At 33.3% G+C, this 13,871-nt stretch carries 19 protein-coding genes; 18 read left to right on the top strand and 1 reads right to left on the bottom strand.

Features of this window, described 5'->3' with window-relative positions; genetic code table 11:
- Positions 1–21 precede the first annotated feature (21 nt).
- The 17 genes from GKP30_RS00580 to GKP30_RS00505 all read left to right on the top strand — a co-directional run bounded on the left by GKP30_RS00580 (position 22) and on the right by GKP30_RS00505 (position 11,733).
- Positions 22–501 carry a hypothetical protein gene (locus GKP30_RS00580; RefSeq protein WP_216827441.1) on the top strand — a complete coding sequence of 160 codons (480 nt, stop codon included), beginning with the start codon at positions 22–24 and terminating at the stop codon, positions 499–501.
- A complete protein-coding gene (locus GKP30_RS00575) occupies positions 498–1,511 on the top strand; it encodes an alpha/beta fold hydrolase (RefSeq protein WP_328703098.1) in 1,014 nt (337 codons plus the stop codon). The genes GKP30_RS00580 and GKP30_RS00575 overlap by 4 nt, the downstream gene beginning before the upstream one ends.
- Before the next feature lie 273 nt (positions 1,512–1,784).
- Positions 1,785–2,999, top strand: a complete 1,215-nt coding sequence (locus GKP30_RS00570) for a M50 family metallopeptidase (protein WP_216827440.1) — start codon at positions 1,785–1,787, stop codon at positions 2,997–2,999.
- A 453-nt stretch (positions 3,000–3,452) separates the two neighbouring features.
- Positions 3,453–4,640: an ATP-binding protein gene (locus GKP30_RS00565; RefSeq protein WP_216827439.1), complete on the top strand. Its 1,188-nt coding sequence runs from the start codon at positions 3,453–3,455 to the stop codon at positions 4,638–4,640.
- A gap of 474 nt (positions 4,641–5,114) precedes the next feature.
- Complete coding sequence (locus tag GKP30_RS00560; protein WP_216827438.1) at positions 5,115–5,534, top strand: DUF1801 domain-containing protein; 420 nt, start codon at positions 5,115–5,117, stop codon at positions 5,532–5,534.
- A gap of 283 nt (positions 5,535–5,817) precedes the next feature.
- A complete protein-coding gene (locus tag GKP30_RS00555) occupies positions 5,818–6,120 on the top strand; it encodes a hypothetical protein (protein WP_216827437.1) in 303 nt (100 codons plus the stop codon).
- Positions 6,121–6,351 (top strand): spore germination protein, encoded by a 231-nt coding sequence (locus GKP30_RS23675; RefSeq protein WP_216827436.1) that lies wholly within the window; start codon positions 6,121–6,123, stop codon positions 6,349–6,351.
- Between the two features lie 16 nt (positions 6,352–6,367).
- The gene (locus GKP30_RS23670; RefSeq protein ID WP_216828058.1) at positions 6,368–6,823 is read left to right on the top strand and encodes a spore germination protein; all 456 of its coding nucleotides are present in this window, start codon (positions 6,368–6,370) and stop codon (positions 6,821–6,823) included.
- Positions 6,824–7,069: 246 nt separating this feature from the next.
- Positions 7,070–7,228: a Ger(x)C family spore germination C-terminal domain-containing protein gene (locus GKP30_RS00540; RefSeq protein WP_216827435.1), complete on the top strand. Its 159-nt coding sequence runs from the start codon at positions 7,070–7,072 to the stop codon at positions 7,226–7,228.
- Between the two features lie 239 nt (positions 7,229–7,467).
- The gene (locus tag GKP30_RS00535) at positions 7,468–7,959 is read left to right on the top strand and encodes a MarR family transcriptional regulator (RefSeq protein WP_216827434.1); all 492 of its coding nucleotides are present in this window, start codon (positions 7,468–7,470) and stop codon (positions 7,957–7,959) included.
- A 36-nt stretch (positions 7,960–7,995) separates the two neighbouring features.
- Positions 7,996–8,466 (top strand): CBO0543 family protein, encoded by a 471-nt coding sequence (locus GKP30_RS00530; protein WP_216827433.1) that lies wholly within the window; start codon positions 7,996–7,998, stop codon positions 8,464–8,466.
- An 80-nt stretch (positions 8,467–8,546) separates the two neighbouring features.
- A complete protein-coding gene (locus GKP30_RS23665) occupies positions 8,547–8,672 on the top strand; it encodes a hypothetical protein (RefSeq protein ID WP_268884643.1) in 126 nt (41 codons plus the stop codon).
- Positions 8,673–8,840: 168 nt separating this feature from the next.
- Positions 8,841–9,518, top strand: coding sequence for a hypothetical protein (locus GKP30_RS00525; RefSeq protein WP_216827432.1), 678 nt, complete (start codon positions 8,841–8,843; stop codon positions 9,516–9,518).
- A gap of 83 nt (positions 9,519–9,601) precedes the next feature.
- A complete protein-coding gene (locus GKP30_RS00520; RefSeq protein ID WP_216827431.1) occupies positions 9,602–9,976 on the top strand; it encodes a hypothetical protein in 375 nt (124 codons plus the stop codon).
- A 121-nt stretch (positions 9,977–10,097) separates the two neighbouring features.
- Positions 10,098–10,244 carry a hypothetical protein gene (locus tag GKP30_RS00515; RefSeq protein ID WP_216827430.1) on the top strand — a complete coding sequence of 49 codons (147 nt, stop codon included), beginning with the start codon at positions 10,098–10,100 and terminating at the stop codon, positions 10,242–10,244.
- 152 nt (positions 10,245–10,396) lie between these two features.
- Positions 10,397–11,032 carry an FMN-dependent NADH-azoreductase gene (locus GKP30_RS00510; protein ID WP_216827429.1) on the top strand — a complete coding sequence of 212 codons (636 nt, stop codon included), beginning with the start codon at positions 10,397–10,399 and terminating at the stop codon, positions 11,030–11,032.
- 359 nt (positions 11,033–11,391) lie between these two features.
- Positions 11,392–11,733: a hypothetical protein gene (locus GKP30_RS00505; RefSeq protein ID WP_216827428.1), complete on the top strand. Its 342-nt coding sequence runs from the start codon at positions 11,392–11,394 to the stop codon at positions 11,731–11,733.
- Between the two features lie 197 nt (positions 11,734–11,930).
- On the opposite strand, the gene trhA is transcribed toward GKP30_RS00505, so the two are convergent.
- Positions 11,931–12,569, bottom strand: coding sequence for a PAQR family membrane homeostasis protein TrhA (gene trhA / locus GKP30_RS00500; RefSeq protein ID WP_216827427.1), 639 nt, complete (start codon positions 12,567–12,569; stop codon positions 11,931–11,933).
- 298 nt (positions 12,570–12,867) lie between these two features.
- On the opposite strand from trhA, the gene GKP30_RS00495 reads away from it, so the two are divergent.
- Positions 12,868–13,560: a peroxiredoxin gene (locus GKP30_RS00495; RefSeq protein WP_216828057.1), complete on the top strand. Its 693-nt coding sequence runs from the start codon at positions 12,868–12,870 to the stop codon at positions 13,558–13,560.
- The last annotated feature ends 311 nt before the right edge of the window (positions 13,561–13,871 follow it).

The raw sequence follows: 13,871 nt of genomic DNA, 5'->3' as shown, positions 1-13,871 counted from the left end.
AGAAAAAAGGAAGTGATGACTTTGGTTAAGAAGAAAACACCTGAAGTAAATTATTTAGAGGTTATAAAACCATTAGCACTAAAATCAGAAGAAACCATTAATAACGTTATTCATAAATTGTTAAAAGACCCACAAGTAATAGACCTTATTAAGTTAGGCTCTAAACAACACTATCAATTCATAAAATTAGCTCGAGAATATGCTGACGTAATTTCTACTCAATTAAATATACCAACGAAAACCGATGTAGCTAATGTTGCTCAATTAGTTAAACAACTAGAGGAAAAGATCGAATCCCTAGAAGAAAAACTGCTAACTAAAGAAAAAGAACGGCAAACAACTGACTCAAAAAAAGTTGTAGAACGAAGCAGAGAGGAAGATAAAATTAAAAAGGATGAATTAAAAAGAATATTGAGTAACATGCACAAAACTTCAACTGATAACTCACTACTAACTAAACAACTACTAGAACGTTTGTTGGATCGGAGGAGGAAAAAGTGAAAAATATCCGTTTTAGAGCTCGTGAGAAACGAAAGTTTACCAATTCTGATGCTTTAGATCTTAAAGTTGGACAAACACCTAGGAAACTCGTCTGGAAATTAAATAAAGCCTCGTTATGGTATTACTCAGCAAAGGATAAAAAATATGAAACACCGTTGTTGCTGATCTATTCATTGGTCAATAAATCGTATATTTTGGACCTCTACCCAGGAATGAGTATGATTGAAGCTTTCCTAAAGGAAGGATATGATGTTTATTTACTAGACTTTGGTATCCCTGGATTAGAAGATAAGGATTTAACATTAGATGATTATATTTTAAAGTACATGGATAAGGCGGTTAAACGAACACTGCGTCATTCTTATTCAGATGAAGTTAGTTTAATAGGGTACTGTTTAGGGGGAACGTTAACGGCAATTTATTCGGCAATTGCAAAAACACCAATCAGAAATGTCGTTTTGTTTGCTCCACCGATTGATTTCAAAGATATTAATCTTACAAAAGAGTGGAGGAAAGCCTTAACAAATAATGGCTTCAATTTAAATGAAATAATTGACGAATATGGTATTATCCCTGCAAAAGTAATGGAGTCTTCACTAAAGTTTGCTACAACACCGTTTACTGTAAGTTCCTTTTTAAAAAATTCACAAAGTAAAAAGAACGATTTAAAAACAGAACTTTTGTATAGATGGGTTGAAGATCAAATTCCATTTCCTGGTGCAACTCTAAAACAATTACTCAACGATTTAGTTTTAAAGAATAAGCTAGTTGAAGGTGAACTAATTATAAAAGGCAAAAAAGTGAACTTAGCAAATATTAGATCAAACATCTTAATTATTTCTATGATTCATGACGAAATCGTTCCAGAGGAATATACTCAAACGATTATGGATTTATTATCAAGTGAGGATAAATTATTCGCTCGGATAAAAGGGGGACATGTTTCGCTTGCGATGACTGGAAAAATTCCTAACGTCGTGAAGGAATGGTTGGCTGAGAGATCGCATTGACTTTAACTAACAACACTTGATGCAAAGGAATACTTCAATTAGGGGCTCAAACTAAGCTTTGAGGCCTGATTTTTTTGAGAATAAGAGAATACTTGCGGATCTATATTTACGAAACTCCACAAAAGCGATCGTGAACATGTTTTATATAAAATCATACACATTGAATGAAACTAATACCGTTTTGGTTCGTATATATTTAACAGATGTTCAGAAAGGGCATGCATGGTTGGTTAAAGTACATAGGTTAATAAAAACTAATACAGTGAGGAAAAGATGATGAAAAAACAAATGATTAAAAAGTTCGCCATTTTAGTAGTTTATATGTTAATTGGTGCCATTTCAGGAGGAGCGATTGCATATGGCTTTTCTAGTATCAAGTTCCCAGCTGAATGGGTTGCACTCCCCTTTTATATAAATATAATAATTGCTCTGTTTATCTATTTTTTTGCAGTAGCTTTTCATGAATTTGGCCATGCATACAGTTTTACGAAAAATGGTGTAAAGATGCGTGCTGTTATTGTCATGTTTTTGCATTTTATGAAAGGAAAAGACGGCTGGAAAGTAAGTTTTCGACCGAATAAGCTAACAGCTATTGGCGGAGTCGCTATTCCCGACATTCGAGCGATAAAGGATAAATTACACTTAGAACAAACCCAGCAAGCATACGCTAAAGCGATCCTTGCAGGTCCAATCTCTTCAATTATTTTGTGGGCAGGAGTAACATTACTTGCTACTATTATTTTGTCTACAAGTTCTAATGAAGTGTTACAATCAATCGCATTTACAATGATGGTGTCCTTAACGATTATTACTTTCTTTTTATTGGGAACTAGTTTTTTAAAGAATGATGTCGCGGTTGGTGATTTCCCAGCTTACAAACTAGCAAAAAATGATCGCTTTTTCGTTGCGATGCAGCTTTATCAAAGTGCACTATTTTCTTCAGAACATGAACGTGTCCGAGCCGAGAACAACTACTTAAGAGGTGTTCTAGTAGAAGAGCTGGAGAAAAAGTTACAGGAAAAGAACTACCATATCTATACGCTCGCTCTAGTCGATCATTTCATTATTGAGTATTTAACAGGGAGATACGAGGAAATGCCTAAAGTTGTTGCCGATTACGTTGACTCTCTCCTTTTAGAAGAAGAGAGGTTTGCACAGTTAAAGTCTTCTGACTTGGGCTTGACCATTTACTTTCATATTTTAAGATATATGTACACAAAGGAGGAAACGAAGCAAAAAGCGTTAACTCTTTATAAAGAACTTAAGGAGCAACTTAAGCCAAATACGCCAATGAGGAAATACTTATTAAAGCAAGCAGACCATGCATTTGGTTTTGCGGACCACAGTGAATTTCTTCAAAATAAAGACAATATTTGTATATCGCCAGCTCACGACATATGGAAAAACTTTGAAGGATATTTCGTTGACGAACTGAAATTAAATCAATTGGAAGTAAAAGAGAACATAGCTGAAAAAAACAATTTGTAGCAGTTGAAAAGGGATTGTAATCAATAGTGACCTACTTTGTTCAGTGATTGGTAAAAGAGAGAGGTACACCGATGATTTGGAATAAGAGATGATGTTAGTAAATGCCTAGACCCTAGAAAATAGCTTCAATTGTAATAACATTATCATGCCTTACTAAAGAGAATTACTCATATACAACAGCATCTCTATTACAAGGGATGCTGTTTTCTGTAATGAGCAAATGATTTTGTACATTAGAGCCAACATCTATTGAAGAGCAGTCCAATAGCAACAAAGTTTACGAAAACAACTATTTTTTTATATTAGCAACTATTGTTAAAATTGAATTATCATAGTATTTTTATTATATTGACACCTATTAAATGTTAAAATTGTATTATCGTAGTATTTCTATAATAATGTTAAATCTTCTCACTAAATATTTGTACGTGATTAAGGAATTGGGGTGAGACCTTGAATAAAGAGAGCTTACAGACAAAAAAGGACCTAGAAAAGTCACAGCAAAGTGAAATCGATCGATTAAATGAAGAAATCGATCATTTAAAGATAGAATTAAACGCATATAAGCAAATGACAAAAACTATTAATGATAGTGAAAAGGAATTCGAACGGTTGTTCCATAACATTTCAGATGCAGTCTATTATACTAAAGTGTATAGAGATGGAATGCCAGGTAACTTTATAAAAGTAAACAATATCGCTTATAGTAGATTAGGTTATACACATGAGGAGATGTTAAAAATGTCTCCTTTGGATATTGATTTTCATGAAAAGGAGGAGCTTTTACAAATTATTCAAAATATATATTTAAATGAAACGCTTACATTTGAAACGGTACACGTCTGTAAAAATGGACAACACATACCTGTAGAGATAAAAACTCATACTCTTGATGTTGAAGGTGAAAAATACGTTCTTTCCGTTTGCCGAGATATTTCTGTTAGAAAAAAAGCTGAGCAAATGCTAGTACAAGCAGAAAAAATGAATGTAGTCGGACAGCTTGCAGCTGGAATTGCACATGAGATAAGAAATCCGTTAACTTCATTAAAGGGATTTGTGCAGTTATTTCGTTCAGGTACAATCCCAAATGAAACATTTCTCCATGTAATGGAAGACGAGCTAGAGCGTATTGATTTAATTTCTAGTGAATTTTTATCACTTGCTAAACCAGCCAATTCAGACTTTTGTGATGTGAATTTAAATGATATTTTAAAGGATGTAGTTGCTCTTTTAGATACAGAGGCGTTTAAACAGTCCATTACAATCATCACCAAGATGGGAAATGAAGTAACGATCGTACCTGGGGTGAACAACCAATTAAAACAAGTGTTTATTAATTTGATAAAAAATGCCATTGAAGTTATGCCTAACGGAGGAACGATCACGCTGAAATTAGAAACTAAAAATGACACCGTCTTCGTATCTATACAAGACGAAGGGTGTGGAATGACAGTGGAGCAGTTAAATCGTTTAGGAGAACCGTTTTTTACTACGAAAGAAACGGGTACTGGCATTGGTTTAATGGTGACGTATACGATTATTGAAAACCATAATGGAAAAGTAGATGTTAAGAGTATATTACACGAAGGAACGACTTTTACGGTCCAATTGCCAAAGACAGTTGCAATTCCTAAAGATTAAAGATAAGGAAGGTACATAAACCAAAAACATTACTCAATTAAAGTAATGTTTTTTATTTTTATTGAAATGTTTTGGTCAATCAATTGGAATCTAATAGTAAAATATAAGAGATAATAATAAGTATGAGGGGGAAATAAAAATAAAAGTAAAAATAATAAAGTATCTCTATATTATACTATCGGGTTTATTCATCCTACTCTTTTCCTTATGGATGAGCAGTCCAGGTTTAGCGGAAACGGACACACCCACTTACAGATGGTACTATATGATGTTATTTATAATTTGGATAATTGGATTTGTTTTGCAATTCATAGATAGAACAAGGGTAGTCGGTTTGTGTATTACGATCATTCCGACAGCCTATTATGTAGTGTTATTATTGCTTGCCGTTTTTTCATGAAGTTTTTTTCATTGGTTAATTAATTTTTAACGGGTCAACTGTACCTACTTTAATCTTAAGGAGAATTTAAATTCATGTACGAATTAAAAACAAAAGAAAACGACAGCGATGTTATCGAATTTATTGAAAAAGTTGAAAACCCCCAAAAAAGGGAAGATGCATATAAATTATTAGAAATTTTTTCTGAAACAACAGGCTATAAAGCGAAAATGTGGGGAACGAGTATTATTGGGTTCGGTTCCTACCATTATAAATATGCATCTGGTCACGAAGGCGATGCCCCACTCGTTGGGTTTTCACCTCGAAAAGCAAAGATAAGTTTATATTTTGCAACTGGTTATACCGAAAGAGATCATTTTTTGAAGGATTTTGGAAAACACACGTCAGGTAAAGCGTGTGTGTATATTAACAAAGTTGCAGATATTAATATTGATGTTTTGAAACAGTTAATTAAAAAATCGGTAAAATTTTTGCAAGAAACCTATCAAAATTAATTTAGATAATCCTCATGTTATTTCATGGAGTTTTCATAAGACAAAGCTAGAATTGTCTACTAACCTAGCCTTGTCTTTTTATTTAACGTAAGATTGTTTATCTTCGAAACGAACTTCTTGTCTCCAATCAAGCCCCTATAACAACTTTAATTAAATTTACCATCTAGATTTTTATAAGATTTCTGCAATATAACTATTGATTTATAAGTAAGTAAATATACTTACATTTTTTTCATAAAAAGAGACAAGATATAGTTATTATCGTTTGCTAGGAGTATTTAAAATGCGAATAATTAGAAGGTTATACGGAAAAGTGAAGAAAGAAAAAAGTTCAATAATACATAAAGAAGAAAGTAATCTACCTTCCATAAGCATTTTTCAAAGTCCCCCAAAAAATTATCAATATATTAAAGAGGCATTTAGTGGTACAGAGGATCTTAGAGCAAAAGTAGTTGTTATTGAAAATCAAAGAGGAGTCATTATGTATTTGGCACCATTAATTAATAACGAACTTTTTCAAAATACTTTGCACCGGTTTATGGAATATAGTAACGATGAAATAAAAGCTACGAATCAAGAGTATTGAATGGAAACCGACCTCAACGTCGCGATTAATCTAATATTAGATGGAGCTTGCATCTTATCAATCGAAGGCTTTTCAACGGTGATTGTATTCGAGGAAATGAAGCTTGATCATTCACGGAGTCCAGATGAACCGAAAAATGAGAAAGTTATTCGAGGTTCACATGATGGCTTCGTTGAAAGCCTTAATACAAATTTAAGTATTATTAGAAACAGAATCAAAACCGGAAATTAGGGGTTAGGTATTTTCCATTGGGAAAGAGTCGAATACTCAAAGTGCTATTGTATTTTTAAACCATTTAGTGGATCATGAAATGTTATCTAAAGTTGAAAACAGGTTGAAAACCATTACTGCTGATCAAATCTTAAATTTAGGCAATATCGAGGAATTTATTGAAGAGTCACCTTACTTCCCATTCCCACAAATTTTAACTTCTGAGAGACCAGATCGGATAGTGGGGAATCTGTTAGAGGGCAGGATCGCGATTTTACTCGAAGGTGAACCTGGAGCCATTGTTGTCCCAATTACATTTTTTGCTTTTTTTCAATCACCTGATGATTACAGCAGTAGATGGTTAATGGGAACGTTTTATCGTATGTTAAGAATGTTAAGCTTGTTTATTGCGGTCTTTCTTCCTGCGATATATGTAGCAATCGTTTCTTTTCATTCAGAAGTACTACCAAAAGCATTAGTATTAATTTTTTAAGGAAGCAGTAGAAGACATTCCTTATAATACTGCTAATTATGTTTCGTTTATCGTAAGGAAAATAAATAGAAATTTACAGATAAGTTTTGATGAAAACGACTTTCCACAAGTGGTTATAGATTTGACTCTCAAGATTGTTATTTATGAATATCCCGAAGATAATTTACAATCAAGGAGCGAAAATATCAAAATTAATAATAAACTCTCTAAAGATTTGACACTATAAGCCAATGACGTGGTAAAAAAATGCAAGCAGCCAATTGTGATGGGTTTGGAATTGGCAGAAGACTGATGGCCTTTCATTTAGAAAAATGGGAGCAGTATAATTGGGCAGAAGTCTACCCAAACATCAAAATTAATCCAAACGTTACAGTTGAAGTCATGAGGCACGGTATTCTTAATTAATACAAGGATCTTTTTCCTCAAAGAATTGTTGCTTTTATATTGGACCGTTTTAAGCTTCACGCTTTAGCGTGAAGCTTAAAACGGTCCAATAGCAACAAAATTTACGAAAACAGAATTTACAATAAAAGGAGAAATACTCTATTTCTAAGTGCAAATAGGTTCTATAGGCATATATTATCTCTATTTGAACAATCTATTACTTGTAGATGCAATTGTAGATACAAGTAAGGAGTGAACAAATGAATTTCTTATTAAGACAAGAAATGCTTTTGATGATAAGGGGATTATACTTTTGTATGGAAAACAAATGGTCCGAAATAGGAAAGGAATATAATATTACACCTGCTCAACAGCATATTTTATTTTTGCTTTCGGTTAATGATAATGAATTAACTCCCACAAAAATTGGTGAGCTAGGGTGCTGGCATACGTCTACGGTGACAAGATTACTTAAGCGGTTGGAAACCAGTGGCTATACTAATGCGAAAACAAATCCCAAACAAGCAAGGTATAAGATTGTATCAATGACTGCTAAGGGAGAAGAATTATTTAAGAAATTATTTAATACCGCTAAGGGAATGAAAGAATTTCCCTTTAACATGAACCATTTATCGGAAGATGAGATACTATCCTTTTTGGAATGTGGTAAAAGCATTTTAGATGTACACAAAGGGAAGGACTTTAGGAAAAGTGTAATTAGTAAACAAATGGATAACTATGATTATGCATAGTAAAACATAATTGTTTAATACATACGAGGTGGTTTTATGTCAAAAGATAAAAAAATATTAATTTCTGCATGGATTATAACGATTGTACTACTAATTATTAATATCCCTAAACAACAAATTAGGAGGGCAATACTAGCGTTTTTATATAAACAAATGGTTACCTGGTTGTTCGGTTTACTCGTTGTTGAAAAGGGATTAATTAAATATCCTGTCAGGTTTTTTAGGAAAACAAACAAATCGAGCTTTTCCTTTGAATATTTTATTTATCCTGCTTTTTGTTCAATTTTAAATGTAAAATATCCAGAGAAAAGTAGTAAAGCAATCCAATTTCTTTATATTATTCTTAATGCAGGTTGGATAACTGTCGTTGAAGTATTACTCGAGAGATATACAAAGCTTATTAAATATGTAAATTGGAAGTGGTACTGGAGTTTTATTACACTAGCACTCACGGATTTTTCTTCAAGGCTATTTTACCGTTGGTTTTTTAAAAAAGAATATATGTAATGAGATTATATAATTTCCTTCTTGTGAAAAAATAAATTATAAAAAAATAAAACAATTAGTAGTAAGAAGGTGAGAAACGAATGGCAAAAAAACGAAAACAAATTAAAAATCAATCAGAAATTACTAATAATGCAAGTGATGCTGAATTTGGAGTAGAATTCACAGAAAGTAAGCAAGGCGAAAAAAAGAAAAGCAAACAAAAGTAAAGAGGAAATGGGTCGCCTTCTGACGAGAAGGGATCCATTTTTCGATTCTAAGCTAAATGTCAAAAGGAATTATTACTTTACGAGAAGAATAATTTATAGTCATACATAAAGTTATGTGAATTATTGAGTAGTTTTGATTTATTGATTTCTTCGAGAGGTGTTGAAAAGGTGATCGTTTTTAGTGATATTTCACTGGCATTGTTAGTGTCTCTGCCATTATTACTCTTATTTTTTAAATTTAATAATTTAGCTTACGACCAGAAGATAAAGAGACTAGCGTTCCCGTTTTGGTTTGCGAACTTAATATTCGTCCAACACATGCTTAATAACGGGGATACATTTTGGATAGTTTTGTCTTTTCAGTTGATATTTATTTATCCAATTAGTGTATTTGTATTCTTGGTGATTTCAGAGGGAAAAACGGATGGGCTTTCTAAATCTTTTACATTGGGTTTAAAAAGAAGACAACTTATTGTTTCTATAGTAATTTCAGTGTTAAGCCTTATCGGTATTGGCTGGGGAATGGTTGAAAGTAATCAGAAGGTTACCGACTTACATAACCAAATCATGAACGAATTAGCCGAAAGTGATGAACCAGAAATTTACTTAATATACCATACTTCCTCACCAGAAACGTTATTAAGTATCTTGCCAATTTTAGAAGAAGTCAAAGGAGGAGAAGTAAGAGTAACTTCATTACCTTGGAGGAGCACCGTACAAGTTATCTATGAAACTGATATTGAAACGTGGAAGAGAAGTTTCACTTATGTTCGCTTTAACGATGGTTGGAAATTAGATGGGATGTATAAAGAAGAGTTCCAAAATTTAACAGCTCCCTTAGATTGAAAATCGTTGGTGGCACAAAAGAACAGTCAATACAACTAGGCCACCAAATATTGAATGTGCTAATCGTTAAAAGGAGGTAACAGTTGAAGCGGGTCGTATTTAGTATGGTTTTAATATTACTTTTATTATTAGGTTTTTTAGGATTAAGATTTGGAAGTGCTTTATTCCAAGAGGATCGACCGTTCCTCACTCTGTATTCAGTTATGAAGCTAGAACTTTCGAACCAAATTTTTGAACAAGTGATTGAAACGAGCGAAAATAAAATATACGTTTCGAAGACAAGCGCTTTTTCTCAAGAGATTTTCCAGGAGTTTATGGCAGAAAAAGATTGGCAATTTAAAGAACAAATGGGCTCTGGATTTTTTTGCGAAAAAGATGGATTGAGTGCTGTGGTTACGACGAGAATGTATACAAAACATTATTTTCTCTGGACAGTGCCAAAGGAAGTTCAAAATTAAAATATTACATTCCTGGAAATGTAATTATATTTTACTAAAATATTTTTAAAAATGGGTATTAATAGTCGAAAATAATTAGTAAAATAGTTGTATAAACTAATGGTACGGAGGTGGATTACATATGGAAAGCAAACCAATTCATTATGACGGTAGTTTTCACAATAATGTGAGTTCAAATGAAAATATGAATAATGAACCATTTAAAGTAACAGATGAGATGAGAGCAAGTATTAGTGGAAATCCTTTTACAAGTGCTGAAAGCGAATAATGATAGGAAGGTTGCCTTTTTTAAGGTGGCCTTTTTTACTTGCTAAAACCATTGATAAAATGCTAACCAAAACCAGATAACTCACATAAATTTTAGTTGTTATGCAAAAACTTATATAGATAAATTAAAGCGACAGAAAGGAACAAATAAGTATGACAAAAGTATTGTACATTACAGCTCATCCGCATGACGACACACAGTCCTATAGTATGGCAGTAGGGAAAGCATTTTTAGATACATATAGAGAAGTTAATCCAGATCATGAAATTGTAAATGTAGACCTTTATAAGGAGGAAATTCCTCATATTGATGTTGATGTCTTTAGTGGTTGGGGGAAACTTCGTTCAGGCCAGAGCTTTGACGAGCTTTCTTCAGAAGAGAAAGGGAAAGTAGGAAGACTTTCAGAGCTTTGTGAACAATTTATTTCTGCTGACAAATACATATTTGTCACACCATTATGGAATTTCTCATTTCCTCCAGTGATGAAAGCCTATATGGATTCAGTAGCTGTTGCTGGAAAAACATTTAAATATACTGAACAAGGTCCAGTCGGTCTACTAACCGATAAAAAAGCATTGCATATCCAAGCACGCGGTGGTGTTTATTCGGAAGGTCCAGCAGCTGCTATGGAGATGGGACATCGTTATTTAGACATTATGATGCAATTCTTTGGAGTTCCATCCTTTGAGGGGCTATTCGTAGAAGGACATAATGCAATGCCTGATAAAGCACAAGAAATTAAAGAAAATGCCATTGCCCGAGCGAAAGATTTTGCCCATACATTTTAACATTAGCGCTGTTCAAGAAATTGTTAATTTTGGGCTTCTCCTTTGAAAAAATTACCCAACATAAATTTTAATCAACAATCTTTAATAAAGCTTGAATTTAAAAGTCAACCACTAGGTTGGCTTTTTGTAGTTTGGGCAAATGCTTTGGCTTAATTTTCACTTTGTGACGTGCCCTTTTATTACCTCTGGTAGTAATGCATAGATTTTAATTTTTTTAGAAGGAAATTAGTCGATTTAAGTGTAAAGTAAGAAAAATGACTAAGAAATTATAGTTATAAATGGACTTAAAAAATTCACCAATTTTTTCCTGTTTATATGTTAAAATCGATTCAGATGAAACTTAAAAGGAGAACGGAAAGATGAATTCTAATGAATGTATAATTCACCTTAAAAGAACCTCTCAATATGTTAATAGTCTAAGAAAATTTCAAGTTTATATAGATGATGTCTATGTTAAAGATATAAAAAATGGGGAAGAGGTCGATTTAGTTGTTGAGGCAGGGCATCATGAAATTTGGATAAAAATAGATTGGGTGACAAGTAAAAAACTTGAACTAGACCTAGAGGTTGGTGAAGAAGTCCGTCTTTTATGTGGATCACCCGTAAAAGGAGCTAAACTTTTCATTCCCTTCTACCCACTCATAAGCTCTTTTTTCTCCAAATGGTATTTATTTATAAAACAAATAGACGAAAAAGGCTAGATATACAAATAAGGACCTTGATTAATAATAAAGTGAGCTTATGTTATTCTTGTGTCAGAAGCTCTTTTTATAGTAGGAGTGTTTATTAACGAGTATTGGTCTATAGTCAAATAGTAAAGAGTAAAAGTATTTTAATAAAAAAAAACACTCTACCACTGGGGGAATAGAGTGTTTATTATTTTTCTCTTAGTATCGGTCTAAGGCAGTAAAGTAAGGACGGAGAAGAAGTGCATAATTGAACCTGCGACTACAAAAACGTGCCAAACCGCATGGTGATAATAAAAACCTCTCCATACATAAAAGATAGCCCCCACCGAATATAAAACCCCACCAATGACAAGCATAGCGATACCTTCTGAAGAAACATTCTGTACTAAAGTTCCCCAAGCAAAAACGATCATCCATCCTAATAAGACATATAACACGGTTGACGTATGCAAGAAACGTTTAACAAAAAAGGATTTGAATACAGTTCCAGCAATAGCTAGACCCCATACAATCCCAAAAAGAGTCCAGCCTAAAGCACCCTTTACAGCAATGAATAAGAATGGTGTATACGTTCCAGCGATAAAGAAATAAATTGACGAATGATCTAAGATCTCAAAAACATCCTTTGCTTTACCAGGCGGAAAGCTGTGTACGAGAGTAGACGACGTATACAATAAGACCATAGTTGAACCAAATAATGTAAAGCTAACAACGTGCCATGCCGTTCCGTATAGTGATGAAAAGACAATTAAGAGAACTAGTGCGGCAATACTTAAAAGAGCACCGATGCCGTGAATAATCGCATTAGCAATTTCCTCACCTTTAGAGAAAACATGAGTATTAGACATAGAGATATCCTTTCTAGTCATTCTTTTCTTAACTTAGAGTTCTATTTTAACACTATATAATAAGGACTGCTTTCAATATGCATTGTAAATTATATTTCTGTTAAACTTTAAATCTGTTAACCTTGTAGTTAAAAATTACCCAAAAAACCAAAAAACTCTAACTAATTTATAACCGATTAGCTAACACAGTGTCAAGCTAGAGTAACTCAAGTATAAGACATTCCAAATGTTCAATTTCACTCGGACGAATTTAGGCGAATATACATAAGGGCGATTATAATCAAGGAGGAAATTGTTGATGGAAAATCAGGGTTACAGTGTATTTCCGCCATTTATTGGTGATCGCCTGCCACGGCTAGAGGTTCATACGACACTTGGGAATAGAGTTCTTCCTGACGATTATGAAGGGAGATGGTTTATGTTATTTAGTCATCCAGGTGATTTTACTCCCGTATGTACAACCGAGTTTGTCTCGTTTGCTAAAAATCAAGAGGCATTTCAACAACTGAATTGTGAACTCATTGGGCTCTCAATTGATACTGTATTTGCCCATATGAAATGGATTGAATGGGTACAAAATCGATTAGGTGTTAGTATCACATTTCCAATTATTGCTGATGAACTAGGAAATAACTCTCGTCGTCTAGGTATGCTTCCGCGCGAAGGTTATAAACGCACGGTCCGATCGGTGTTTTTTGTTGACCCAAATGGTTTTATTCGCTTAATACTTACTTATCCAGATGAGTTAGGGCGGAATACAAGTGAATTACTTCGTGCACTTAAAGGACTACAAACAGCCGACGCTAACCGTGTTGCTATGCCAGCAAACTGGCCAAATAACGAAATAATCGGTGATCAAGTGATTATACCACCTGCAAATACGGTGATGAAAGCTAGAGAAAGACTAGAGGCCGCTCAAGCACAAGAAATAGAATGCTTAGATTGGTGGTTCTGTTATAAAGATTTACCTAACCGAAAAGAAACTGACTAAGGAAAAAGTGTGTTCACAATAGTTTAGGGAGTGAAAATTAGCGCTTTAGCTATTTTTACAAATCACTACTTTAACTCAAAAACCTTCTAATCCTGTTTAAGAGGGTTTTTGTTATGTTTACATAAAAAATGAAGGAACTGAAAGGCAGGCATGTGTAATTTACATTTCACACGATGAGCCCAAAAAAACTTATATCAACATTATCGTTTAAAAAGTATTAAATGGCAGGCTTTGATTTCATGAAAAATGGACAAAGTAGCCAATATATGTAATTTGTGATATAATAATGAATGACAGTCAGTCAGTGATGA

This window comes from Alkalihalobacterium elongatum (genome assembly GCF_019024285.1).
Lineage (GTDB): Bacteria > Bacillota > Bacilli > Bacillales > Bacillaceae_F > Alkalihalobacterium > Alkalihalobacterium elongatum.
Note: the sequence above shows the minus strand (reverse complement) of the source record. Positions and strands in the feature narration are given on the sequence as shown.

What these genes read in the sequence shown, in the direction of transcription:
- GKP30_RS00570 (WP_216827440.1), top strand. Translation starts at nt 1,785, where the DNA reads ATGATGAAAAAACAAATGATTAAAAAGTTCGCCATTTTAGTAGTTTAT.
- GKP30_RS00560 (WP_216827438.1), top strand. Translation starts at nt 5,115, where the DNA reads ATGTACGAATTAAAAACAAAAGAAAACGACAGCGATGTTATCGAATTT.
- GKP30_RS00555 (WP_216827437.1), top strand. Translation starts at nt 5,818, where the DNA reads ATGCGAATAATTAGAAGGTTATACGGAAAAGTGAAGAAAGAAAAAAGT.
- GKP30_RS23675 (WP_216827436.1), top strand. Translation starts at nt 6,121, where the DNA reads ATGGAAACCGACCTCAACGTCGCGATTAATCTAATATTAGATGGAGCT.
- GKP30_RS00540 (WP_216827435.1), top strand. Translation starts at nt 7,070, where the DNA reads ATGCAAGCAGCCAATTGTGATGGGTTTGGAATTGGCAGAAGACTGATG.
- GKP30_RS00535 (WP_216827434.1), top strand. Translation starts at nt 7,468, where the DNA reads ATGAATTTCTTATTAAGACAAGAAATGCTTTTGATGATAAGGGGATTA.
- GKP30_RS00530 (WP_216827433.1), top strand. Translation starts at nt 7,996, where the DNA reads ATGTCAAAAGATAAAAAAATATTAATTTCTGCATGGATTATAACGATT.
- GKP30_RS23665 (WP_268884643.1), top strand. Translation starts at nt 8,547, where the DNA reads ATGGCAAAAAAACGAAAACAAATTAAAAATCAATCAGAAATTACTAAT.
- GKP30_RS00515 (WP_216827430.1), top strand. Translation starts at nt 10,098, where the DNA reads ATGGAAAGCAAACCAATTCATTATGACGGTAGTTTTCACAATAATGTG.
- GKP30_RS00510 (WP_216827429.1), top strand. Translation starts at nt 10,397, where the DNA reads ATGACAAAAGTATTGTACATTACAGCTCATCCGCATGACGACACACAG.
- GKP30_RS00505 (WP_216827428.1), top strand. Translation starts at nt 11,392, where the DNA reads ATGAATTCTAATGAATGTATAATTCACCTTAAAAGAACCTCTCAATAT.
- trhA (WP_216827427.1), bottom strand. Translation starts at nt 12,569, where the DNA reads ATGTCTAATACTCATGTTTTCTCTAAAGGTGAGGAAATTGCTAATGCG.
- GKP30_RS00495 (WP_216828057.1), top strand. Translation starts at nt 12,868, where the DNA reads ATGGAAAATCAGGGTTACAGTGTATTTCCGCCATTTATTGGTGATCGC.